Raw genomic sequence first — 23,735 nt, 5'->3', positions numbered from 1 at the left:
TTGTAATTCTACATCCATTGCCCTGCTTACCTTCCAGAGTTTTTTCTTTTAATCCTTTTATTCAGAATACTCGGAAAGTGACAGAAGAGGGATAGATTGAATAGTGGGTGACAACTCTAAAGCTTGATGTCTCAAATGAAAGAAAAATAAATCTCTCTTTTCTGTAACATCGTGATTTAGATTAGTATCTGACAAAACCGATTCCAATAAACTTTCTGCAACAGAATTAGGAAGCTTAAAACTTTTTTTGCTTTTGTACTCTATGGCAGCATTAATTGTATCAGATGAAAAATCATGTGCAAGCTCATACAAACGCCTTGGTCTTATTGCTCCTAATCCTGCACTAACTTCTCTGTAGTTTGCATATTTGAAACTGGAAAGCTCTCTCAAATCTTTTGCAATAGTTGACCTAGAACGATGTATTATTTCGGCAATTGCTCTGGCACTGCTCTCGCCTTCGATTGCCAAACACTGCAAAATCTCCAGTTTTTGGTTTGTCAGTTTTGCTAGCTCAATGATTTTAGGCGCTCTTTCAAGCTTTTGACGATGTAATTCAATTAGGACAGTCCATTGACTTTGCAAGACAGACTCTTCTAGACTTAATGACATAAGTCTAGACATAAGCTCACCTCCTTAAGGGTAAGTTTTTAGACTCTCCCTCTGAGTAGAGTAAGTGTGGTAGGTCGGCAAACTTTACATCACTTCTCTATTTAGAGTGGAACTTTGTTTTTTGCAGAACAGACCCTCCTATTTCTAGGTAAGGTCTGTTCTAATATCTCAAAATAACATGGACGAATCCAAAATAGATCCTTAAAGATCGTCAAAATTTCCAAAAAAGCAAGATTAAGTTTTATTTATTGCCGCACAATTTTTTTACTGATGACTAATCGCCCGTTATCTGGGCGATTGTTTTAAACTCATTTAAGTTACTAGACTGAAGAACAAACAGACCAATAATAAGCCCAAAACCAACAGCAAAGCCTGATTGCGTTTTACCCAACTTTTCACAGTTACAGCAAAACTGTTAGTGTAACGCTGCTGTTCCAACTCTAACTTTGTCTCTTCAATATTTTGGTAGAGAGTACAGTCTTTGGCGTAGGGACGTTTAGGAAAATTGCAAGTATCATCAGCGTGATAGGTGCAGGTGTCGCACAGATACCCATCCCCAGCGGCGCGATGCAATGGAATACCGGGATGACCGTAAGCTTTGAGTGTAGTCTGACAATAAGGACAACTAATAGCTTGACTATCAACAAGTTGATGGCAGCGGGGACAAGATACAGTAGCCAAAACCTTACCTTTAGCGCAAATAGGTAAACACTATTGATTCTAGCCATTTACAGGGATAATGGGGAAATATATACGTAGCCTGTTAATTTTGAATATGGCTAGCTCTCAAAATTGGTTACTTTATCAGCAAAAGTACTAACTTTATGATGATTTTTTATATTTTATAAGTGATATAAATCACTCAACCTAATTAAAGGTATGCCATAATCTAGCAAATATCAGGTTTGATCCCAACTCCAATAATTATTTAGAGGTAAAAAAATATTGCCTTTTAATCCTGAGCTGTGCCGTAACGAAAGCGAAGTTGAAAGCAAACTCATAGTGCAATATTTGCTACCACAGCTAGGTTATACTCCTGACACCTGGCATCAAGAGGTTGCCATTGGTAGCATCCGCTTAGATTTTTTAGCATTTGCCGCACAAGTGATTCCCTTTGTCTTAGATGCCAATTCGCCGTTGAGTGTCGTCATGGAGGCAAAGCATCCCAAACAAAACTTAAATCATCATGTCCCTCGACTCAGGCATTATTTAACCAGCTTGAATGTCAGGTATGGATTGTTGACTAATGGCAAAGAGATTAGAATTTATCAAAAATTACAATACGATATTCAACTAGTATTTCAATGTTCTGGTAAGGAAGTTGAGACTAAGTTAGATAAAATTAAAAGTTTAATTGGTAGAGATAGCCTTAAAGAAGGACAGTTGGTAGATAAAGCAGAAGTTCAAATAACTGAAAATAAGTTTAGTTCTCAAACCAAGAGGAAACATTCAATGAAAATAATTGCGGTTTACCATAATAAAGGCGGCGTTGGTAAAACTACTGTTGCAGTCAATCTTGCAGCAGCATTGAGTAAAAAAGGTAAAAGAGTACTGTTAATTGATATAGATTCCCAGGCAAATACTACTTTTGCTACAGGATTAATAAAATTCCAATTTGATGAAGATGATGATTTACGAGATTCTAATATCTATCATTTATTAGAATCAGGTGATTTTTATTTAATACCCGATGTTATTCGAAAATCACATTATTTCAACAATCCTGAATTAGATGTTATTCCTGCACATATTAATTTAATAGAAGGACAGTATAAACTTAATCAAATTGATGCTAGTAAGACTAGGTTGGTTACAAAATTAAAAAAAGTAGAGCAAGAATATGATGTTGTTATTATTGATACACCTCCATCCAGAGATTTATATGCTAAAGTCGCACTTGTCGCTGCTGATTACCTAATAATTCCTTCAGATTTAAAGCCATTTGCAAACCAAGGATTGTTAAGTGTCAAAAACTTTATTATAGAAGTTAATGAATTCAGAGAAATGATAGGAAAACCACACATTATATTAATGGGTATCCTGGCTTCCAAAATTTCTACCAATTCTAAATTTTTACAATATACTTTTCCTAAACAAAGGAGTGTGATTTCAGAACGTTATAATCTGCCTTTGATGGAAGCAGTAATTTATGATAGAACCGTACTATCCGAATGTATGAATCAGACTATAACAGTTGGAGATTTAGAATATCCCGATCCCAAATCTGTTGTTAAATATGCAGAAGAAGTAAAATCAGATGCTCAAAAATCTGCTATGGAATTTGATATTTTAGCAGATGAAGTATTGGTAGGAATAGGATTAAATAAATGATGAATTTTTCTTTGGTAGATGTAAAAAATATTATTTCTAATGAACCTCGTTCAAATTTTGCAGAAGCTGATTTAGAAAATCTTGCAGATATAATTATAGAAACTGGAGGAATTATCAGACCATTGGTTGTGAAAGTTACAGGAGTAGAGAGCTATACCGTAGTTGATGGACATTTTGAATATTATGCTGCTGTCAGGGCAAGAGAAAAAAACCCTCGACAAGGTGAAATGGTTAATGCTTTTGTCATTGCTCCAAAATTAGAGGATTTAGTAATAAAGCAAGTAACATCTCTTAAAGGAATTGATTCTTCTACTAAACAAGTAACACCACAGCCTGAAACAACAAAGTTAGAACCACGTCTAGCAAATTTAGAATTACGTCTTGAGAAGCAATTTAATGAGTTTAAGTCAGAATTTCTACAAGAAAGACAAAGAGTAGATAGTCAGTTCAAGCAACTTGAAAACCTTATTCCCCAAAAGGGTGAACAGAGTAATCCACTTAGTTTATTGAACTCTTTGGATAAAGACAAATTATCTATAAAGTTACAACGCTCTAGGATTCGTGGGGCTGAAAAACTTGCAAAAGACATATTTGATGCTCGACGCAAGAAACCGAAGCAAGAGTTTGAAGATTATCGTGATGTAATGAAATCTGTCCAAGGATTAGGTGTGCAAACAATTTTGACCATTATTGATGAGTGGTCAAAAAGTTATTAGATAATCGTAGGTTGGGTTGAACGAAGTGAAACCTAACAATTAACGCTTAATGTTGGGTTTCGTTTCTCAACCCAACCTACACAGCTTTCCTAGATGACGTGAAAAGTAAGTTGCACAATATGTCAATCTCTAACCCTGCATCTGTCGCAGTGCATTAAACGCCTTAACTCGCCAGCCAACTGGTAACAACGATAAACCTAAACCTGTCCAAGCTTTAGTAGTCGAAAAAGACTGTCCCGCTAAAACTAGCTCTCTGCCTTTTTGCGTTTCACCCTTTTCAATTAAACGCAAACCTAATAATAATTGCGTTTCAGTTAAACGATTTTTTCTGACTTTCTCTAATTTTTCAGACTCAAACTTATAATTTTCTAAATACTGAATTTTATCAAATAAATAAGGAATAGCTCGATTAATACCTTGCTGCTCTGCATGGTAGCGATATTCCATCAATAATTCTGGTAGGTAATAGCCCTTTTTTCCAGCCAAAGCCAGACGCACAAATAAATCATTATCCTCACAATTTTGCAGATTTGGCTGCATATATCCTAATTCTTGCAAGGTTTTACGGCGAAATAATGTCGCTCCAACTTGAAAGCTTTGCTGAATAAATACGACTTCCAACAAATTATTTACAACACCTGCGGGTAAATTCTTCCTACCCCAGCGATGAGAATTTTCTTGAGTTTTTGCCTCATCCCGGACATTGTTAATATCAATTATCCAATGGTCTGTACCAACAAAATCAATGCTAGAGTCTTCAGCAAGAATAGCTGCTGTACTTGCGAGAAAATCGGGTGTTAGCCGGTCGTCATCATCAAATTTAATAAAATATTCACCAGTGGCAGCATCAAAGCCAGAGCGCATATTATTACTTTTACCAATATTTTGCTGATGACGGATATATTTAATCCGATTGTCTGTGTATTGTGACATCAATTCGGGTGTGCGATCGCTAGAACCGTCATCACAAACAATTAGCTCAAAGTCTTGCTCAGACTGATTGAGTACACTGTCAATTGCGAAAGGCAGTAAATTAACTCGATTAAATGTGGGAATGGAAACACTAACTTTAGGCATTTTTGCAATATGAAAGTGGACATTGCTCACTAACTAAACACATCATGAGCAAGGCTGGGCAAAAGCTAAGTGTAAGAAATAGTTTGATTAATTTTATTCAAAAGTTTTTTGATAAATCGATTGCTTCTAGCCGCTATGGTAGGTGGCTTTAATCGCTTCGGTTTTTGCTCTGGTTGCTTCAGAAAGCGATAGTGTAAAAATTCATTTTTGTAACGAATATCAACATCTTCACCTTTACACAAGCGGGTAAATCCAATAGCAGAATAGCCCATATAATGAAGGCGATGAATTGGTTTTAATCCTTGTTGGTTGTAAAGAACATTATCAATGTTCACAAATGGATTTGCATTAGCACAGTTACCAGTTCTATCTTCACCATTGGGACTGAGTGTAAAGTTAAATAGTGGTCGAGCAATTCTAAAAGTCATGTAACTAAATAAATCTGCGTCACACCACCAAGCGATTTCGTTAATCAATTCGACTTCTTTATCTTCTATCAATCGCTTTTTGAGTATTTTTAATTCTTCAGCGCCTAAAATACCCTTTTTTGAACCAAAAAAACTAGAACAGTGAATCTCTCGTCTGATTTCAGATTCAGGCAAAGACATTTTTTGTTCTAACTTCGGCAAGTCGAAAGCTGCAACTGAAGTTTGTTTTGTGTGTTCCCAGTCATCAAACACAAAGTCGTATTGGTCTAGTTTGTCTAAAACCTTGTCCAACTTATTCATTGCCAAACTATCAGCATCATAAAATACAAATCTTTCAAACTCACCGTCAAAAGCACACATTTTTCGGATTAAATTATTTTTTTTATTCCATTCGATAGAAGGTTTATTTTTTCGGACATTTCTTGGATAAGCATTCCAAACTTGAATGGCAAAATCCTCCCATTTTTTGATTGAGCTTTTATCATCAAACAGAGTGACATTCGGTCGAGAATGTATCTCCTGCTTGACTCGTTTTAAGCGGTCATCATAGGGAATAATACAAATCGGAATATCTGGACTAACATTCACCTCAATGCTATTTAGCAAAGCTACTAGTTGGTCAAATACTACGTCATTAGCAAGTGTGTAAATCCCAAAATTATCCATTGTAATAAATTCTTTTGATTTTTGATTTACTGAGTAATGCCAATTCTTTGTGAAGCTGCACATCATTTAGACCCCTCCCAACCTTCCCGAACTTGCAGGAAGCACCGCAGATGGTGGGGTTATTTCTACACATCTTTATACAGAATTGGTCTAACGCGAATAATACGATGGCTATTTTTTGACCGATTATTCTCAAATAATAATATACACATTTTCAACTTGATGCTGAAATAAGCAGGAAGCTATTTTGGTTAGTTTGGATGATACTAAACATTAACCACCTACTTAGAAGCGCCTAAAACTCTAGCTGTTAAACAATTGCCTCCTAGAGAATAATCTCAGCAACCCGGCGGTTCCCAAACCCCAAGCACCATTAACCAATAAACCTGTCACTATTCCCACAAGTTTCCAGCCGCCTGCGATGGGTTGACCCTTGAGCGGTGCAACTACAAACCAAGCCACTAGCGTCGGAGCAATTGCACCAAAGACTAAAGCTCCTAACCAATAGTTTTTATCGTGTCGAAAACGAGGTGCAATTACTACCCAAGTAAGTCCCCAAATGCCTCCCCAGAAAGCATTTGACCAAATTTGCGGAATTCCTAATGGTGGTGTTGGTGCAGTTGAATAAGGGGCGCGAGGTGTGAAATTCACTGCATATAGCAGCCCCAACATACCTTGGTGAAATAGCAAAACAGACACAAAGCCTGCAATAAATCCGAAAGCAAATCGAGATAAGGCAGCTTTTTGAGTCATTGCTTATACAAAAAGGTACTTATTTGCAGTTGCAGATGTGACTTTAATAATTGACATTTCCCATTCCCGATTCTCCATTTTCTTTAGAGCTTGCTTCTGAGAGTTGTCTATGATAGTTTGCTAACTAGTCTCAATTACAGTAACTCCATCAAGTTACCGTACTTTGTTGAATACTATCGTTGATATAGCCGAAGGAGTGCAGAGTTAAGAGTACTTAAGTACTTTACCAAATATATGACAAGTGGAAAAGCCAATCTTGCCGATTGGGAAGTAGATACCTGTGTTGGGTAAAGGGTAAAGGGGAAAGGGTAAAGGGTAAAGGGGAAAGGGTAAAGGGGAAAGGGTAAGGGAAAATTTCAGACCTTTATCCTTTACCCCTTAACCTTTTCCCTACTTCTGCAAGAACTCACGTTAAACTTAGTTTCCCGAACTTCGTAGCGAGAATAGCACCCTACAATAAATATACGTATGCAAACTATTTACAATCGTAAAGTCAAAGGTGGAGGCTAAACGTTGGCACAATTCCAAGCAGAACCTCTGGCTTTATCAGGCTCTCAAAAAAATTGGGTCTTACTCGGTGTCGGACTTGGGGTATTCATGTCTACCCTGGATGTGGGCATCATTAATGTTGCTTTGCCCACATTGGTGCAAGCCTTTGGCACTAGTTTTCCTACCACCCAATGGGCTGTATTGAGTTACCAGTTGGTCAGTTCCGGTTTAGTTTTGGGAGCAACACGCTTGGGGGACATGTGGGGTAAGAAGTCCTTATACCAGGGGGGACTTGTTCTGTTCACTTTCAGTTCGCTATTGTGTGGTTTTGCACCTGGTATTGAGTGGTTGATCGGCTTTCGGGCACTTCAAGGACTAGGTGCTGTGTTCATTTCTGGGCTTGGTTTGGCAATTATCACAGAGGTTTTTCCCTCTTCCGAACGAGGTCGGGCTGTTGGCATCATCGGTAGTGTAGTGTCACTGGGAATTGCTTTTGGCCCCTCTGCTGGCGGATTGCTCTTAAGCTGGTCAGGCTGGCATAGTATATTCTTCATCAATGTACCCTTGGGGATTATTGCTAGTTTCTTAATAGCTCGTGTAGTGCCACCTTCTGCACGCATTGAGGGCAAACAAAAATTTGACTTTTTGGGAGCCATATTGGCTTTATTGACTCTGGGTAGTTTTGGGCTGGGTATGACGCTAGGGCAGAGCCAGGGCTTTAGCAGTAGTAATTCATTGGTATTATTAGCGATCGCCGCCGTGAGTTTCACTACTTTTTTGGTAGTTGAAGCGATTCTAAAGCAGCCACTACTAGAGCTAAAGCTGTTTCGCAATCTCCAGTTGAGTATGGGTTTGCTAAGTGGCTGGCTAGCATTCATTGTTATTGGCGGTTCGCTACTCATCGTCCCTTTCTTTCTAGAGAGCGTCAAGCATTATCCGACGGTAAAAGTAGGGCTGTTACTAGCTGTATCACCTGTACTGAGTGGATTAATTGCCCCCTTAGCTGGAATACTTTCAGACCGCTTTGGCGCTCGAATAATCAGTTCAATTGGGCTGGGGTTGATGATTGGCGGCTGTCTGGGAATTAGTACTTTTGACGCTCAAATTACTGAGTTAGGTTATGTATCGCGCTATTTTATTTACGGCATTGGTCTAGGTTTATTTCAATCGCCCAATAACAGCACTGTTATGGGATCGGTACCGAGAGAGCGGCTAGGGATTGCTTCTGGGCTTTTGTCTTTATCGCGTACATCAGGTAACACCGTAGGAGTTTCTGTAATCGGGGCAGTATTTGGAGCCTTAATCGCTAGCATGTCTGCGGGTGCAGATGTCTCTGTTGCCCCTCCTGATGCGATCGTTGCAGGATTCCAAGGAACTTTTCGCTTTGCAGCCCTAATACTCTGTGGGGCGGCTGTTGCATCTGTTTTGAGGATCGGTAAGAGGTGGGACGCAGGGAAAGAATAATTAATGCCCAATGCACAATTATCAATTACTAAGGAGTTAGATAAATGACAGGTAAATTAGAAGGAAAAGTGGCAATTATTACTGGCGCTTCAGTGGGAATTGGAGAAGCAACTGCGATCGCTTTGGCTTCAGTTGGAGCAACAGTAATACTCGCTGCTATTATCTTTAAAAACTTTAACTGCTTTTATAATTTCCTAAAATTAAAGATTTTCTCAAATAAAGATGATTTTGAGAGCAAACGAGGGATAACTAAGGATAGTTCTATGTGTGGTGCTATTTTCTTAGTTTAATATGACCTATTGCCTCAGAATTGCCGACCTACCTACAAATGAGCGTCCGCGTGAGCGATTAATGACGCATGGTGCAAAAATTTTAGCCACAGCGGAGTTAATCGCAATTCTTCTAGGCACTGGTCAAGGGCCAGGAAAATTATCTGCTGTGGGTTTGGGACAATATATCTTGAGCGAATTAGCCAAACACCAACGCGATCCTTTGGTAGTTCTGCGAGAAGTTAGCCCTGCTGAGTTGATGCAAATTTCTGGTGTTGGCCCGGCGAAGGCGACAAGCATTTTAGCAGCAATTGAATTGGGTAAACGCGCCTTTCAATCACGTCCCAATGATGGCACATTAATTGATAGCCCACTTGCTGCTGCTGCTACCCTCAGCCAAGATTTGATGTGGCAGGTACAAGAACGTTTTGCAGTAGTGCTGTTAGATGTCAAGAATCGCTTATTGGGTACGCAAGTAATTACTATTGGCACTGCAACCGAAACCCTAGCCTCTCCCCGTGATATTTTTCGAGAAGTTATTCGTCAAGGCGCAACGCGGGTAATAGTTGCCCACAACCATCCTTCTGGGAACCTTGAACCCAGCCAAGAAGATATAGAATTGACGCGTCAGTTGTTATCAGGGGCGCAGCTTTTGGGCATTCCGGTACTAGATCATCTGATTTTGGGTAATGGCAATCATCAAAGTTTACGAGAACTGACAACCTTGTGGGATGAGCATCCACAGGGGGATTAGTGAAAAAGCAGGGGGGCAGGGGAGCAGAGGGGCAGAGGGGCAGGTGGGACAAGAGAGACAAGGGGGACAAGGGGGGATAAGGGGACAAAAGGTGAGAACTTGCAACAAGTTTTTCCCCTTGTCCCTAATTCTCCTTGTCCCCAAGTTCTTTTCCCCCTGCCTTAATTATTTACGCCGACTACTACTTGCTTTCCTGCATATTTCTGACTAGTTTAGTCACCAGCTTTCTGGGAGTAAATCTTACAGATTCAGCGAGCAGCTTATTTTTAATTCCAGGAACAACAACAGTTTTGTTTTCAAATAGACCGCGATAACCGATTTGGGCTACTGTTTCCGCAGTCATAATTTTTTGACCGCTTACCAACTTTGAGTCTTCCATTGCGGCTCTTTGTTGAAAACCAGATTCTGTAGGCCCCGGACAAAGTGCTGTTACAGAAACGCCTGTACCTTCTAATTCATTAGCGATCGCTTCTGAGAACGATAAGACATAGGCTTTACTAGCGTAGTATACTGCCATCAGTGGCCCTGGTTGAAAAGCAGCAGTGGAAGCCAGGTTTAATATTTTTCCAGACCTCCGTTTAACCATACCTTTGAGAAATAACTTGGTTAAATGTGTCAGACATAAAACATTAACCTGTAGCAATTGCATTTCAGCATTCAGGTCAATTTCGTTAAATAATCCGTAGGTAGCAAACCCGGCATTGTTCACCAACACATCAATATTAATCGATGCTTGTTCTAGCTCCGTGAAAATTTCTTCTGGGGCTGATGGGTTAGATAAATCTTTGGAAATAACTTTGACATCAATGCCAAATTTCTTTTTAAATTCATCGGCAATTTTATTCAGCTTTTCCAGGCTTCTAGCTACCAATACAAGATTGTAACCATCCTGAGCAAATAATTTCACGAATTCATAACCGATGCCGCCAGATGCACCAGTAATAAGAGCCGTTTGTTTGCGATTAGTCTGCATAATTTTCCTCTCTTAACAGCTTGAAATAAATAGACATCTGGTGAAAATAACTATGTTTTAATCCAGAAACCTTATAGAGATGTAGGCTTCATTTCTCCATTCTTTTTCACTCATATCTTTTATGAATCATTAGTTATTAGTCATTATTAACCTAACGTTCTTTAATCTTGATTATTCTCTCTCCAGAATAATTAAAAAGTGCTAAGTAAACACAACTAATCACTGACTACACAACAAGCACTTATTTATTGCCATTGGGAAATTTCCAAGCGAACTGCTGCATTTGTTCCTAAGATTTTTTGCCCGCGTTCAGGTAAGGAAACATACGCAACATATATACCCGAACTGGATTCGGAAGTCGGATTTAACTTTGTTACTGGCTCTTTTTCTTCAGAATTCCAACTGTATTTAGCCTCATAACTGCTATTTGATTCGGCAACATCAGTAATTAGATAGTCAGACCATACGGGCACTTGATCGAGATGATGGTCGCGCAACCAATTTGTCTCTTGTTTTGTAAAGGAATGCAGTGCTAAACGCAGGGCATATCTACAGGTATTATCATCATTGACTGAGTTTTTGGGGATTAAGAAAGCTGTAAATAGCGGAATAGGTTTATCTGTTCGGGTTAATTCTTGTGTAATTGGGCAATAATGAGCGATCGCTTGCTCATATATAGGAATAGGAAGACCACGCAAAGCCACTCTAGTTTCCAACTGATAAAAATTCTTGTCCAGGTCTTTTAACTCAACATTGCTCAGAGAGAGTTTCACCTGGATATCACCAAACAAAAATCGTTGCAGGTTTTGATAACCTTCTTCGGAGTTCAAGATGCCATAACGCCCACCATGAGAGCGATGAACATAAGCACGATGAGATCCAAGGATATAAGCTTTATCAATCTGAACTAGACCATCACTTTTCACTCCAACAAGATTGCGTGAAAGACCAAAAGCTTCTTCATAATCATGTGCATTCGTGCCAATTAGAGAAAAAACGCGGCTTGGCGAAAATGCATTATCTATGCTTTGTAATTGTTGTAGCTGAAAGTTATCGGGTAACTCATCCGTTGGCCGGACATCAGGTGTTAAATATTGGTACATCCGCTGAGGGCCAAAGTCATCAGAATTATTCAATTGAAACTTGTCTCTCAGATTTTCCAGCAAGCCACTCCCAACCTCAAAATAAATACCGCCATGAGGTGTAGCGTAGGTAAAGAATTTGTCAATGTGATCGGCAGCTTGCTCGCCTTGTTCTGGATAAACCTTTTGAATCAAGCTGCGACAAACAAGACCTCCCATCGAGTGGGCAACAAGATAAATTTTGTCAGCGCCTGTTGTATCCTTGACATTCTGGATCAGTTTTCTTAAACCCTGAGCTATTTGCTCCATCTCCTGCCGAACGACACTTGATGAGCCAAAACTAGGTGTAGATATATCATAAAATCGATAGATCCAAATAGTTTGATGAAGTCGATCGGACAATCTTTTAATCTGATTGCTCACATTCTGATTGTCAACAATCGGTTGATAACCATGATCGGTCATTAGCCGCAGCAATGGACTCTCGAAAAAAAACTTCTGGGGATTTTCCTTCTCATCTACTCGAATATGAGTTGAACCACTATTGAATCCATAAAAGGGATCGTTGACTGTTTGCTCAACATCTTTTTGTGTACCTGCATATCCACGAACGAAGACGATTGGTAAATACTGCATATATATCCTTGCTATTTAATCAATATTTTTTCTCGTTCCCAGGTTAAATCTGGGAACGAGTGCAGAATATCAAGACAAGTTGTCTTAGTACAAACATTTTATTAATTCGTAGCGAATTCTCTGCGTTTAAAACACTACGATTTTACACGGGAGCTGTACTTAGAAAGTTTTCACGAACTCAATTAGGGCTTTCTTATCTTCATCTGGGAGATTTGAGCCAAAATAATGACCCTCATCTTCTACAAAGTCAGGAGATTTGTTGGCTCTTAAAAGCACACGTCCTAACTTACCCTTAATTCCACCGCCCGGTTTCAAGTCTTGGAAAAGGCTGCTGAGATTCAGAGATGTAATCGCCTCTCTCATATTGATGCTTGCCAGCAAATTCACAGGTGTACCTTTAGGAACAGGAAGCTTAAATCTCGGATTCGGATCTCCTGGGGGAAGCTCTAATTTGCTATCTCGATCTGTCCTGCTGATAATTCCCTCACGCTTTTCAGGCCATAGCAGCTTTTCCATCGCATCCGTATAGGCTTCTACACGTCCTTTCACTGAAGGATCTTCGTTGTAAAGTCCTAGTGTATTGTTGTGAAGAAGTGGTGCTGTTGCCCAAATGCTCACTAGTGAGGGTGTACGGTAATAACCCAAACCGCCGTCAGGTATCTTAAATTCGATGGGTTTTTTCTCATCTAAAGGGTTGTACAGCGTCAAAGTACCTGGTGATGGCAGTTCTTTGAACGTCTTCGACGAGAACTGATCCCAAATATGCCCCTTAGCGGCATTTGTCCCTAGCGATCGCGCCGCATTGGTACCAATTAGTGTAACTGGATAACGCTGGTCATCAGACAAGAAGTTGTGGTCGAGAAAATTACTACTGAGTACAGACTCTTCGTACCATTTTTGAGCCTGTTCGGCGTCAGCAGCGATCGCATCTGGTGGCTTTTTGCTGGAATGACAACTAGCACAAGTGCTGGCAAAAACCAGCTTGCCACGTTTGAGAACTTCCTCATCTTTAGTCAAGAACTGTTCGCCACCTGGTGCATCTTTCAGGTGCATCGGCTTGATGGTTTTTAAGAATGCTTCGGCATCAGCCATGCGTGCTTCTGTCTGTCTCCAGCCTTCGCACTCCTTCCGTGCCTTTTCAATATCAAAAGGTTTTTGGGGAGTTCTGCCTAATAAAGGCTCATGAAGACTTGTCCAGTAATCGCCGCACATCCCAATGTTGACGTAGACGCGTAGTGAGGCATTTGCCACTCCTGTAGAGTCCGCACCATCCTTGAGAATATGATTAACATCCTTAGTTGAACCATCGTTCATCACCTCTGGATATGTGGGGCGATCGCCTAAATTAAAAATTGCATTAATCGCATTCGGATTATTGATGTGATCGGTGGCAATCCTAGAAGTATCAGAAGTTCCAGGTCTTTGAGAATCAAGTACTTGCTTAACAAAACTATTTTCTCCAACGCTGGATGCAAATAATTTATTTTCCTTAATGTACTGATTACCCAATGCTGCTACAAGGTTTTCCCATTTTGGATGTTCCTTGTCTTTGGGTGGATTAAGGGGATCTAACGCTACGTGACAGATGGCGCAGGACTGGCCAATTACGTAAGGAGGCTCAACTTGTGAGTTTTTGGCATATTCAACAGGGTTCCATTTCGCCGAGTCAAAGTTGGGGTTGGGGAACTTACGCAACCCAATTACGCCAGTTGAGAGCGGATCTTTACATTTATCTAGCAGCAATCCGTATTCATCTGGTGCTGTCGCCTTTTCACATCCAGGATCGTTAATTGCGCCATAACGTTGCAATCGCTCGTCATGCATACGCGAGTCAATCAGCTTTAGCAGGTCAACACCGCCATGTGTTCGCTTCGCTAAATCGCGATAGTACTTAGAATTACCGCCAGTCCATAAGTACCAAGTGCAACGACCCCGTTTCTCGGCATCTGTCAAATTCTCCTTTGTGTACTCTGGGAGATAACCGATACCCTCGCAGTTATCAGGGTATTCAGATACACTGGTATCCGAGTACTCTGTACTTATGGAAGTAGGTATTTCACTATACTCATCAGCTAGAGCTGTAGGCGTTCCATAAAAGCCGCAGACTATAAACATAGTCACGAATAAGAGGAGCAGACAGCCCTTAAAAATTAGACTTGTCTTTTTCATAAAACTCTCTGGTTGTAACACCTAAACCTTTTACACTGCACCTCACATTTGCAGAGGTACATTAATGCTTCATCACTAATTTCCCATTTTCCAGATTTAGTCTTGGGATATTTTGATGATTTAGAATGTACCCTACTGAGGTTCGTTATATATGAAGTTACTACACAAATTTGTAAAACGTCATCAATAAACTTTTATACATTTCTAAATCAAAAATTTAAAAATTTGTAAATTTACAATGGTGTTCAATAACCAATTTGCTATGGTTATATCGATTTCCTACCTACTTGGTTAGGTTTGTAACAAATTGTTAGCGGCTACTTTTAGCTGCTTTTAACGTTGCCTTAACCTTTTAAGAGAAATAAAAGACGGAAATTTTCACTTTTTTTAAGAATTGCTCTGTAAATACCGTAGGTTTACAAATTGCAAAAGTCTTTATATAACTGTAAAAACCAATAAGGATAAATATCCATGCTGAAACTGGTTAAGTAAATTTAAGTAACAAAAACTTAATAGTTAGCAGTTACATCCGAAAACCTCCACTGTAGATTTGTAGACATAAAAAATTGCCCCTCCCAGAGACACTAGAAAAAATAGTTCTCTGGTGAGACTGTTAGTGCTACGAATAATTTTGACTTCTAATTTTACTGCCGAAACGATAGATAAAGACAGAGAAACACATGGAAAACGATATTATTTTTGAACCATTGAGATTCCGTAATCTCACAGTAAAAAATCGGGTATTTCGCTCAAGTATTTCTGGAAGATGGGATAACTATGATGGTTCAGGTACTCAAGCCCGAATCAACTGGGAAGAAAAGTTTGCTCGTGGTGGTGTAGGAGCTATTATTAGTTCCTTTGTCCCAGTCGCCATCCGGGGACGAATTATGCCCAATTACGCCACCATTAACTGTGATGAGCGCATTCCATTTTGGCGAAAAGTAGGAGAAAGAGTCCACGAATATGACTGTAAATTTATTTTGCAATTAAGTCATTCGGGGCGACAGCAAGATATTGGTGGTGTAGAAAACTTAGGAAAAAAAGCCTTAAGTTCCACTAGCCAAACTGAGCCATTCCACGGCTTTTTGTGTCAAGCGATGACACTAACAGAGATTAAAGAAACAATTCAATACTTCGCCGATGGTGCTAGACGTGCCCGTGAAGCAGGTTTGGACGGCGTGGAATTGCACAGTGCTAATGGATATCTTTTTAATCAATTTCTCAGTTCTGGAATTAACGACCGTCAAGATGAATATGGTGGTTCATTAGAGAATCGAGCGCGGTTTTTGCTAGATGTAATTAGAGAAATCCGCAAAGAAGTAGGCAACGACTTTCATCTGCAATTCAAAATTAGTGCCGTTGACTATAACAACGCCGTCACCTTTTGGGAAAAACCAGGTAATACCATAGAAGATTCTATCCAAGTTTGTAAATGGGCAGAAGAAGCTGGGGCTGATGCCGTCCATGTGTCAACTGGTAGCTTATTTCCTCACCCACTCAATCCCATTGGTGATTTTAATTTTGATGTCATTACTAGAACTTATGACGCCATGTTGTCAAGTGGTGTCGAAACCACACGCAACTACATTTTATTTCGCAAAGCATTTTTGCACCCACTTTTCAATTTTTTATGGAATCGGGTGAAAAAGCAATTGCCTCCTCAAGCATTTAGCGGTGATGATGTAAAAGATCCTAAAATCAAACAGCTACTAATAGAAAACCAAGGCAGAAACTTACTAGATTCCAGAGAAATTAAAAAGCACGTTAATATTCCTGTATTATGTACAGGTGGTTTACAGCAAGCTTCTTATATTCGTCAGGCAATAAGCGATCGCTATTGTGATGGCGTGACAATGGCTCGTACCCTAATTGCTAATAATGACCTAGTTAAATCTTTTCAAGCAGGTAAAGATTTGGCAGATAAACCCTGTACCTATTGCAATAAATGCCTGCTGAATGTAATTGAAAATCCTTTAGGTTGTTACGAGCAGGATCGCTTCAATAGTTATGAAGAGATGATGGAAGAAGTAATGTCAGTCTTTCATGAAACTCAGTTTGCAAATTTATCTAGATAAAAAAGCGATGCGATCCGCATCGACAATTTCGCTTACAAATAATCTCGACAACATGGGGAGTGTTTCATGACTGAACAAACAAACCCTACCCTGCTTCCAACCTCAATCAAAGGAATCTTCCAACGGATTTGGGTTGTAATTGTAGGTATTGTAGCAGTAGCAGCATTTTTCCTTTGGCCTGTTCTGTCTAACTCTCCAGTGGATTATGCTGATATTGAAAACCACTTTAAATATGGTTCAATCGGTAGCGAACCTGTCAATGGCATCCCTTACTGGATTTGGAAAGTTTTACCAGAATTATTTCCAGACAAATTACCTGGAAAAGGTTACACTTCTCTGGGATTTATCAAAGAACCTGACAAAGATTTGCCTATAGGTTTTTCGCAACGGCGAGTCTTTATCGATCGAATTGGGTTAAATTGTGCTGTATGTCATACAGGAACGTTGCGAAATACCCCCAATAGCGAACATCAAGTCATCACGGCAATGCCTGCTAATGTAGTTAATTTGCAGGGATATATCAAATTCTTATCAACAGTTGGTGTAGATGAGCGCTTTACTGCTAACCGAATGTTGCCAGAAATTGAAAAAATCAGTGGTGGTCTTAATCCCATTGAAAAATTACTTTATCGCTTCATTGCAATTCCTCAAACCAGAGATGCACTAATTAATCAGGCATCTCGACTTAATTTCGTTGAAAAACAACCAGATTGGGGACCAGGAAGAGTAGATACTTTTAATCCTTATAAAGCAATTCAATTCCATTTCCCAATGGATAAATTGCGTGAGGATGAACTGATTGGTACTTCTGATTTTCCCTCAGTTTGGAATCAAAAACCCCGTGAGGGATTGCAGTTACATTGGGATGGTAATAACACTTCCGTTGATGAACGAAATAAGAGTGCAGCTTTAGGCGCTGGAGTCACACCCACAACGATTGATTTGCCTCGAATTCAGAGAGTTGCTGATTGGCTTTGGGAACTACCACCACCAAAATATCCCTACGAAGTTAACGAAGCTACAGCAGCGAAGGGAGAACAGCTTTTTCAAAGCAATTGTGCTAGTTGTCACGCTTTTGGTGGTGCATATACAGGCAAAGTTGTCCCAATTCAAGAAATTGGTACAGACCCTCATCGTCTCGACTCATATAGCTACAAAACGATGTCTAACCAAAATACTCTGTATACAGGGTATCCGTGGCGCTTTAAGAATTTCCGTAAGACTAATGGCTATGCAAATATGCCCCTTGATGGTGTTTGGTTACGTGGCCCTTATTTGCACAATGGCTCAGTTCCCACCTTACGGGATTTACTAGAAACACCAGAAAATAGACCTAAAGAATTCTATCGTGGCTACGATGTGATTGACAGAGCAAAAGTTGGCTTTGTATCTGATGTCGGTGTAGAAAACGGTAAGCAATACTTTAAGTTCGATACCACAAAGCCTGGAAATAGTAATAGTGGTCATTTATATGGTACCGATCTTCCTACAGAAGATAAAAATGCCCTAGTTGAGTACATGAAAAAGCTTTAAAAGGAGAAAAAAATGAATAATTACGCTAAATGGTTTAGTCGCGTTACTTGGCTTGGCATTATTGCTAATATGCTTTTTGTCATTCCTTCTTGCTTCTTTCCAGAATTAATGCTGACGTTCCTTCAAATGCATATACCAGAGCCAATTATCTGGGTTCGTGCTGCGGGAATGCTGTTGTTTATTATTAGTGCATTTTATATTCCTGGGGCACTTGACCCGTACCGATATCAGGCAACTGCTTGGATATCAATATTTCCTTCAAGAGCTTTTGGCTCAACATTTTTCATTTGTGCAGTGCTTTTCTTTGGGCAAGATAAAGGATTTTTATCCATTGCCTTTGTAGACCTGTTTTTTGGATTAGCGGAACTAATTCTTCTGACCTTAGCAATGCGTAGCAAAATGCAATCGCTGCAATTCCAGTGAAGCAATTATCCTAATTTTATCCCTAGTTTAGTGTAGGCAATATACCTACACTACAAACAGATTCTTCTGCAAAGGAGCAAAAGAGTGCCATGACAATACTCAAAGACAAAATAAGTAGGGTAATCACAAGCATTGTTTTAATTGCGATTCTTTTAGCTGGTGTAGTTGGGTATGTGGGATGGTACAACCTTTTTCGAGAGGTTCCCACATATTATGAATCCTCTGAAGAACATTTTAAATATGGTTCTATTGGCACAGAACAAGCGCAAGGTGTCCCCTATTGGATTTGGCTGGTACTACCACGAATATTCCCGGATAAATTACCAGGGCCAGGTGGTTATACTTCCTTGGGAATCACATGGGAAGAGGGTAAAGAAATGCCAGTTGGATTTACGAAAAAAACCATTGGTTTCCCTCGCGTCGGTATAACTTGCGCTGTTTGCCATACTGCTACCTATAGAAAAACAGAGAAAGATAAACCCACAATTGTGGCCGCTGCTCCTGCTAATAAGTTTGATTCACAAGGCTATTTACGATTTTTGAGTGCAACTGCTGGCGATGCCAGATTTACAGCAGATTATATCCTTGACGAAATCAAATATAATTACAACCTTTCCTGGTTAGAAAATTTACTTTATCGCTATGTGCTAATTCCTCAAACTAAGAAAGCACTGCTGCAACAAAAAGAAGACTATAGTTGGACAGATTCTCGACCTAACTGGGGGCCTGGTCGAATTGATCCTTTTAATCCAGTTAAATTCAATACTTTAAAGTTGCCTAAAGATAACACTATTGGCAACTCTGATATGATGCCTCTTTGGAATCAAAAGATGCACAAAGGGTTTGCACTCCATTGGGATGGGTTAGAAACTTCACTAACAGAAACTGTTCAAACTGGAGCAATTGGTGATGGTGCTACTAAAAAATCACTTCCTGTAGCTGATTTACAACGAGTAGAAGATTTTATTCAAGAACTACCACCTCCTAAATACCCATTTGCTATTGATGAGCAAGTGGCTGCAAAAGGAAGTCAAATTTTTGCTAATACTTGTGCATCTTGTCACGCTTTTGGTGGGGAAAGAACGGGTACTGTTATTCCTGTGGAAGAAGTGGGAACTGACCGCCATCGCTTAGATATGTGGACGCAAGAAGGAGCGGATACTTACAATCATTTTGGTGATGGCTACCCTTGGGACTTTAAGAACTTACGCAAAACTAATGGGTATGTATCTGTTTCTCTAGATGGATTATGGTTAAGAGCGCCATATTTACATAATGGTTCAGTCCCATCTCTACAAGATTTGTTAGAAAAACCAGAGAATCGTCCTCAAGTTTTCTATCGAGGATATGATGTCTACGACCCCAAAAAAGTTGGTTTTATTACTGAGGGAGATGAAGCCAAAGCTATAGGTTTTAAATACGATACGACGGTAACTGCTAATTCAAATCAGGGGCATATTTATGGCACTGATTTATCTGATGAGAATAAAAAAGCCTTGATTGAGTATCTGAAAACTCAGTAATGAAAGTTGTTTGCTAAATCACATCAGTATTTAGCAACTTTCTGATGTAGCTCGTTTACTACCAAACGCTAAAAAACCGAATTGGAGATAATCGTGAAACCATATTTACCACAAAAAGATCCTGATGTTAATGTCCGAATCAATTGGCTAGATAAAAATCGAGAAGAGTACAAATTTAATTACGATTATCTAGCTCCTCTACCAGTAATTGATAAAGTTCCTCATAAGGAAATCTTCTCGGCGGAATATACTGCTAAACGTTTGGCAAGTATGGCAAGTCTTGCACCAAATATGCTAGCTGCCAAAGCCAGAAATTTCTTAGACCCATTGGATGAATTGGAAGAATATGAAGAACTTTTGTCACTCCTGCCAAAACCCGATGTCATAAAAAATTACAAAACAGACTCTTGTTTTGCAGAACAACGACTCTCTGGAGCGAACCCATTAGCTATCCAAAGAATTGATGTATTACCTGATAATTTTGCTGTCACGGATGCACATTTTCAGAAGGTTGCAGGTACAGGATTTACTTTGGAAAAAGCACTCAAGGAAGGCAAGTTGTATTTCTTAGACTATCCTTTGTTATCTGATATTCAAGGTGGTGTCTACGAGAATGTTAAAAAGTACCTTCCCAAACCACAAGCTCTATTTTATTGGCAAAGTAATGATAGTCCTAATGGTGGTTCTCTAGTACCTGTTGCTATCCAGATTAATCATGACTCTGGTGCAAAAAGCGTGATTTATACACCAGATGACCCCCATTTAGATTGGTTTTTGGCAAAAACCTGCGTTCAAATTGCTGATGGCAATCATCAAGAATTGGGTAGCCATTTCGCCTATACCCATGCAGTTATGGCTCCGTTCGCAATTGTAACTGCGCGGCAACTAGCAGAAAATCATCCCATCGCTTTACTGTTAAAACCCCACTTCCGTTTCATGCTATTTGATAACGATTTGGGACGCACTCAGTTTTTACAGCCTGGAGGCCCGGTTGATGAGTTTATGGCAGGTTCATTGGCGGAGTCTCTTGGATTTGTGGCAAAAGTTTATGAAGAATGGAGTGTGGAAAAGTTTACCTTCCCTCGATTAATAAAAAGTCGTCGAACGGATGACCCAGAAATTTTACCGCACTTTCCTTTCCGGGACGATGGTATATTAATTTGGAATGCCGTTGAAAAGTTTGTGGCTGAATACTTGCAACTCTATTACAAAACCTCACAGGATATCAGTGACGATTATGAATTGCAAAATTGGGCTAGAGAATTAGTGGCTCAAGATGGTGGTAAAGTCAAGGGAATGCCAGCCAAGATTGAAACTCTAGAACAACTGATTGAAATCATCAGTGTGGTAGTATTCACTTGCGCTCCTCTACACTCTGCTTTGAATTTTTCTCAGTACGAATATATGGCTTTTGTACCCAATATGCCCTATGCAGCCTACCACCCAATTCCAGAAACTAAGGGCGTGAACTTGGAAACTATTATGAAGATACTTCCTCCCTTTAAACAAGCTGCCGATCAGGTGATGTGGACTGAGATTTTAACATCGTACCACTATGATAAATTGGGTTTTTATGATGAGGAGTTTGCCGATCCATTGGCACAGGAAATTGTGGTGCAATTCCAACAGAATTTGCATGAAATAGAACGGCAAATAGACATTAGAAATCAAACTCGTCCCATACCTTACAACTACTTCAAGCCTTCGCAAATTATTAACAGTATCAATACTTGAATTAGTTTTACTAAAAAAGAGGAATCACTATGTCAAATCAGAAAGTAACCGTCACCGCTCGACTAAAAGTGAAGCCAGGTTTGGAAGAAAATTTTAAGCAGGAATTTCAACCTGTAATAGCTCTCACTCTTGTAGAAGAAGGTTGTATTAATTACGATTTGCACCAATCTGCTGACGACCCATCTTTGTTTCTGTTACATGAAAACTGGGTCAGCCAAGAAATTTTAGATCAACACTTACAGCAGCCGTATATTAAAGCTTTGAACGAAAAATCAGGACAATTTTTGGTTGAACCACCTGAAGTCAGGTTATGGCAGCAGATTGCGAACAATTAATCTTAGCTGGTGATAATAATGACATCAAGGGTGTTATTGTATGGTGCAACTGGCTATGCTGGAAAACTCATTGCTGAATCTGCTAAAAATAACGGACTGGAATTAATTTTAGCTGGACGCAATCAAAGTTCACTAGCAGCTGTAGCCGATGAATTAAGTTTGGACTTTCGGGTTTTTGGCTTAGACGATCCGCAAGCGATCGCTCGCTCTCTTGAGGATATAATTGCTGTCATCAACTGCTCTGGGCCTTTCTCCAAAACCTTAAAGCCACTTGTCGATGCTTGCCTCCAAACTAAAACTCACTATTTAGACATAGCTGGCGAAGTACCTGAATTTCAGGCGCTACAGGCACGAGATAGTGAGGCTAAAAATGCAGGGATAATGCTTCTCCCTGGTGTGGGATTTGGAGTCGTCCCTACTGATTGTGTAGCTGCTTACCTCAAACAGAAGTTAGCAGCTGCAACGCGACTGATTTTAATCTATGAAACAGTCGGCGGTGTATCTCAGGGAACTGCAAATACAGTACTGCCAACTTTACATCATATCGGGGTAGTTAGAGAAGCAGGTAAGCTCATCCCATCTCGCCCAGCATCGAAAAGATGTAAAGTTGATTTTGGTTATGGGCCCGAGACAGCAGTAACAAACCCTTGGCGTGCTGATATTATCACTGCTTTCCAAAGTACGGGTATTCCCAATATTGAGGTTTATACCGTATTTCCTAACCCTGTGCGCTTCCTGATGGAGTCGAGCCAGTATTTGGGATGGTTATTTAACTCGTCTTTATTCCAAAGTGCTTTAGCAAGTCTAATTAAAACTCTACCCACTGGGCCAACGGCAGCAGAACGAGCCAAGGGGCAAGTTCGAGTAATTGGTATTGCTGAGGATGAAACTGGTCAACAAGTAACTGCAAAGCTCTTAGGCCCGGAAGCATACGATTTTACGGCATTAGCGGCTGTAGCAGTGAGCAAACGGGTGATTCAAGGCGAAGTTAAAGTAGGATTCCAGACTCCTGCATCTGTATATGGCGCAGATTTTGTCCTTGAAATTCCGGGCGTTATCGGGTTCGACTAAAATTAGGACTGACGCAAAACTAATACTAATTCAATTGATGATTGCAACACATCCTTGGGTAAAGATGCGATGAATCGCGTCTCTACAAATGGTCTATGTGTTGCATTCTTTTTTCAAATTGGAACTATACGCGCTCTGGGGCAATTCATGAATTGCCCCTCTGATGTTGCTGATTCGCGGGTTAGCTTTTGTGCTTTGGAAGCAGATATTAGTTTATTTTGCAAAGGGATAATTGCTGTAGCAGTGGGCACGATGTTAGCGGTAGCGATCGCCTTTACTCTAGGTTTGCTAGTGGGATTGCCCAGCTATGGTAGTGAAGTCTTAGCTCGATCGAGACCAACGTTGTTAGATTTGGGAATTGCGGTAGTGGCTGGTGGTATCAGTGGCTACGCAAAAGTTGAGACGAAAATCTCTGGTAGTTTAGCGGGAACTGCGATCGCTGTTGCCTTTATGCCCCCCATTTGTGTGATTGGCTTAAGCTTGGCACCAAGTGGAGGAAATTAGAAGTTATGAACCCACACCCTAAACTTACGTGAGTTCGACGGAACTAAAAAATAGCAGGAGGCAGTGCAGGTAAGTCTTTTGGGTAAATATCGATCGATGGTTTTTTGGGCAAATAGGTATA

General features: G+C 39.9%; 19 protein-coding genes and 2 pseudogenes. 13 read left to right on the top strand and 8 right to left on the bottom strand.

What is annotated here, in order from left to right; genetic code table 11:
- Positions 1–57: 57 nt before the first annotated feature.
- Positions 58–621 carry a hypothetical protein gene (locus V7K53_RS28835; RefSeq protein ID WP_335200879.1) on the bottom strand — a complete coding sequence of 188 codons (564 nt, stop codon included), beginning with the start codon at positions 619–621 and terminating at the stop codon, positions 58–60.
- A gap of 300 nt (positions 622–921) precedes the next feature.
- A complete protein-coding gene (locus V7K53_RS28830) occupies positions 922–1,290 on the bottom strand; it encodes a zinc ribbon domain-containing protein (protein WP_335200877.1) in 369 nt (122 codons plus the stop codon).
- A 264-nt stretch (positions 1,291–1,554) separates the two neighbouring features.
- Between V7K53_RS28830 and V7K53_RS28825 the strand changes: the two genes are divergently transcribed.
- Both V7K53_RS28825 and V7K53_RS28820 read left to right on the top strand, forming a co-directional pair.
- Positions 1,555–2,940 carry an AAA family ATPase gene (locus V7K53_RS28825; RefSeq protein ID WP_335200876.1) on the top strand — a complete coding sequence of 462 codons (1,386 nt, stop codon included), beginning with the start codon at positions 1,555–1,557 and terminating at the stop codon, positions 2,938–2,940.
- On the top strand, positions 2,937–3,656 hold the full coding sequence (locus V7K53_RS28820) for a ParB N-terminal domain-containing protein (RefSeq protein ID WP_335200875.1): 720 nt from the start codon (positions 2,937–2,939) through the stop codon (positions 3,654–3,656). The genes V7K53_RS28825 and V7K53_RS28820 overlap by 4 nt, the downstream gene beginning before the upstream one ends.
- Positions 3,657–3,785: 129 nt before the next feature.
- Here the strand turns inward: V7K53_RS28820 and V7K53_RS28815 are convergent, their stop codons facing one another.
- From V7K53_RS28815 to V7K53_RS28805, 3 genes are all read right to left on the bottom strand, one after another.
- Positions 3,786–4,733, bottom strand: coding sequence for a glycosyltransferase family 2 protein (locus V7K53_RS28815; RefSeq protein WP_335200874.1), 948 nt, complete (start codon positions 4,731–4,733; stop codon positions 3,786–3,788).
- A gap of 65 nt (positions 4,734–4,798) precedes the next feature.
- Positions 4,799–5,827, bottom strand: a complete 1,029-nt coding sequence (locus tag V7K53_RS28810; protein ID WP_335200873.1) for an Npun_R2821/Npun_R2822 family protein — start codon at positions 5,825–5,827, stop codon at positions 4,799–4,801.
- 303 nt (positions 5,828–6,130) lie between these two features.
- Positions 6,131–6,580: a hypothetical protein gene (locus V7K53_RS28805; protein WP_335200871.1), complete on the bottom strand. Its 450-nt coding sequence runs from the start codon at positions 6,578–6,580 to the stop codon at positions 6,131–6,133.
- Between the two features lie 513 nt (positions 6,581–7,093).
- Between V7K53_RS28805 and V7K53_RS28800 the strand changes: the two genes are divergently transcribed.
- The 3 genes and pseudogenes from V7K53_RS28800 (at position 7,094) to radC (ending at position 9,556) form a co-directional block, all read left to right on the top strand.
- Complete coding sequence (locus V7K53_RS28800; protein WP_335200870.1) at positions 7,094–8,533, top strand: DHA2 family efflux MFS transporter permease subunit; 1,440 nt, start codon at positions 7,094–7,096, stop codon at positions 8,531–8,533.
- A 44-nt stretch (positions 8,534–8,577) separates the two neighbouring features.
- Positions 8,578–8,691 (top strand): annotated as a pseudogene (locus V7K53_RS28795) (oxidoreductase); the annotation flags it as partial.
- Between the two features lie 133 nt (positions 8,692–8,824).
- Entirely contained in the window at positions 8,825–9,556 is a 732-nt protein-coding gene (radC, locus tag V7K53_RS28790; RefSeq protein ID WP_322664668.1) for a RadC family protein, read from the top strand.
- A gap of 181 nt (positions 9,557–9,737) precedes the next feature.
- Here radC and V7K53_RS28785 read toward each other — a convergent pair whose 3' ends face one another.
- The 3 genes from V7K53_RS28785 to V7K53_RS28775 all read right to left on the bottom strand — a co-directional run bounded on the left by V7K53_RS28785 (position 9,738) and on the right by V7K53_RS28775 (position 14,362).
- Positions 9,738–10,529 carry an SDR family NAD(P)-dependent oxidoreductase gene (locus V7K53_RS28785; RefSeq protein ID WP_335200869.1) on the bottom strand — a complete coding sequence of 264 codons (792 nt, stop codon included), beginning with the start codon at positions 10,527–10,529 and terminating at the stop codon, positions 9,738–9,740.
- 245 nt (positions 10,530–10,774) lie between these two features.
- Complete coding sequence (locus V7K53_RS28780) at positions 10,775–12,247, bottom strand: esterase/lipase family protein (RefSeq protein WP_335200868.1); 1,473 nt, start codon at positions 12,245–12,247, stop codon at positions 10,775–10,777.
- Positions 12,248–12,406: 159 nt separating this feature from the next.
- Entirely contained in the window at positions 12,407–14,362 is a 1,956-nt protein-coding gene (locus V7K53_RS28775) for a hypothetical protein (RefSeq protein ID WP_335200880.1), read from the bottom strand.
- Between the two features lie 734 nt (positions 14,363–15,096).
- On the opposite strand from V7K53_RS28775, the gene V7K53_RS28770 reads away from it, so the two are divergent.
- From V7K53_RS28770 to V7K53_RS28735, 8 genes and pseudogenes are all read left to right on the top strand, one after another.
- Entirely contained in the window at positions 15,097–16,491 is a 1,395-nt protein-coding gene (locus V7K53_RS28770; protein ID WP_335200867.1) for an NADH:flavin oxidoreductase, read from the top strand.
- A gap of 66 nt (positions 16,492–16,557) precedes the next feature.
- Complete coding sequence (locus V7K53_RS28765) at positions 16,558–18,024, top strand: c-type cytochrome (RefSeq protein ID WP_335200866.1); 1,467 nt, start codon at positions 16,558–16,560, stop codon at positions 18,022–18,024.
- Positions 18,025–18,036: 12 nt separating this feature from the next.
- The gene (locus V7K53_RS28760) at positions 18,037–18,447 is read left to right on the top strand and encodes a hypothetical protein (RefSeq protein ID WP_322709683.1); all 411 of its coding nucleotides are present in this window, start codon (positions 18,037–18,039) and stop codon (positions 18,445–18,447) included.
- 89 nt (positions 18,448–18,536) lie between these two features.
- A complete protein-coding gene (locus V7K53_RS28755; RefSeq protein WP_335200865.1) occupies positions 18,537–19,970 on the top strand; it encodes a c-type cytochrome in 1,434 nt (477 codons plus the stop codon).
- Between the two features lie 93 nt (positions 19,971–20,063).
- Positions 20,064–21,704 (top strand): lipoxygenase family protein, encoded by a 1,641-nt coding sequence (locus V7K53_RS28750; RefSeq protein ID WP_335200864.1) that lies wholly within the window; start codon positions 20,064–20,066, stop codon positions 21,702–21,704.
- Between the two features lie 29 nt (positions 21,705–21,733).
- Positions 21,734–22,039, top strand: a complete 306-nt coding sequence (locus V7K53_RS28745; RefSeq protein ID WP_335200863.1) for a putative quinol monooxygenase — start codon at positions 21,734–21,736, stop codon at positions 22,037–22,039.
- A gap of 18 nt (positions 22,040–22,057) precedes the next feature.
- Positions 22,058–23,110, top strand: a complete 1,053-nt coding sequence (locus V7K53_RS28740) for a saccharopine dehydrogenase family protein (protein WP_335200862.1) — start codon at positions 22,058–22,060, stop codon at positions 23,108–23,110.
- Positions 23,111–23,273: 163 nt separating this feature from the next.
- Positions 23,274–23,596, top strand: a pseudogene (locus V7K53_RS28735) (DUF389 domain-containing protein); the annotation flags it as partial.
- Positions 23,597–23,735: the final 139 nt, after the last annotated feature.

Origin of the sequence: Nostoc sp., from assembly GCF_036917355.1 — a bacterium.
Classification (GTDB): Bacteria; Cyanobacteriota; Cyanobacteriia; order Cyanobacteriales; family Nostocaceae; genus Nostoc.
This window is presented reverse-complemented; position numbering and strand designations above follow the sequence as displayed.

Coding starts and splice junctions, on each gene's coding strand:
- V7K53_RS28770 (WP_335200867.1), top strand. CDS start 15,097: ATGGAAAACGATATTATTTTTGAACCATTGAGATTCCGTAATCTCACA.
- V7K53_RS28810 (WP_335200873.1), bottom strand. CDS start 5,827: ATGGATAATTTTGGGATTTACACACTTGCTAATGACGTAGTATTTGAC.
- V7K53_RS28745 (WP_335200863.1), top strand. CDS start 21,734: ATGTCAAATCAGAAAGTAACCGTCACCGCTCGACTAAAAGTGAAGCCA.
- V7K53_RS28775 (WP_335200880.1), bottom strand. CDS start 14,362: ATGTTTATAGTCTGCGGCTTTTATGGAACGCCTACAGCTCTAGCTGAT.
- radC (WP_322664668.1), top strand. CDS start 8,825: ATGACCTATTGCCTCAGAATTGCCGACCTACCTACAAATGAGCGTCCG.
- V7K53_RS28765 (WP_335200866.1), top strand. CDS start 16,558: ATGACTGAACAAACAAACCCTACCCTGCTTCCAACCTCAATCAAAGGA.
- V7K53_RS28740 (WP_335200862.1), top strand. CDS start 22,058: ATGACATCAAGGGTGTTATTGTATGGTGCAACTGGCTATGCTGGAAAA.
- V7K53_RS28780 (WP_335200868.1), bottom strand. CDS start 12,247: ATGCAGTATTTACCAATCGTCTTCGTTCGTGGATATGCAGGTACACAA.
- V7K53_RS28785 (WP_335200869.1), bottom strand. CDS start 10,529: ATGCAGACTAATCGCAAACAAACGGCTCTTATTACTGGTGCATCTGGC.
- V7K53_RS28815 (WP_335200874.1), bottom strand. CDS start 4,733: ATGCCTAAAGTTAGTGTTTCCATTCCCACATTTAATCGAGTTAATTTA.
- V7K53_RS28805 (WP_335200871.1), bottom strand. CDS start 6,580: ATGACTCAAAAAGCTGCCTTATCTCGATTTGCTTTCGGATTTATTGCA.
- V7K53_RS28820 (WP_335200875.1), top strand. CDS start 2,937: ATGATGAATTTTTCTTTGGTAGATGTAAAAAATATTATTTCTAATGAA.
- V7K53_RS28835 (WP_335200879.1), bottom strand. CDS start 621: ATGTCTAGACTTATGTCATTAAGTCTAGAAGAGTCTGTCTTGCAAAGT.
- V7K53_RS28760 (WP_322709683.1), top strand. CDS start 18,037: ATGAATAATTACGCTAAATGGTTTAGTCGCGTTACTTGGCTTGGCATT.
- V7K53_RS28755 (WP_335200865.1), top strand. CDS start 18,537: ATGACAATACTCAAAGACAAAATAAGTAGGGTAATCACAAGCATTGTT.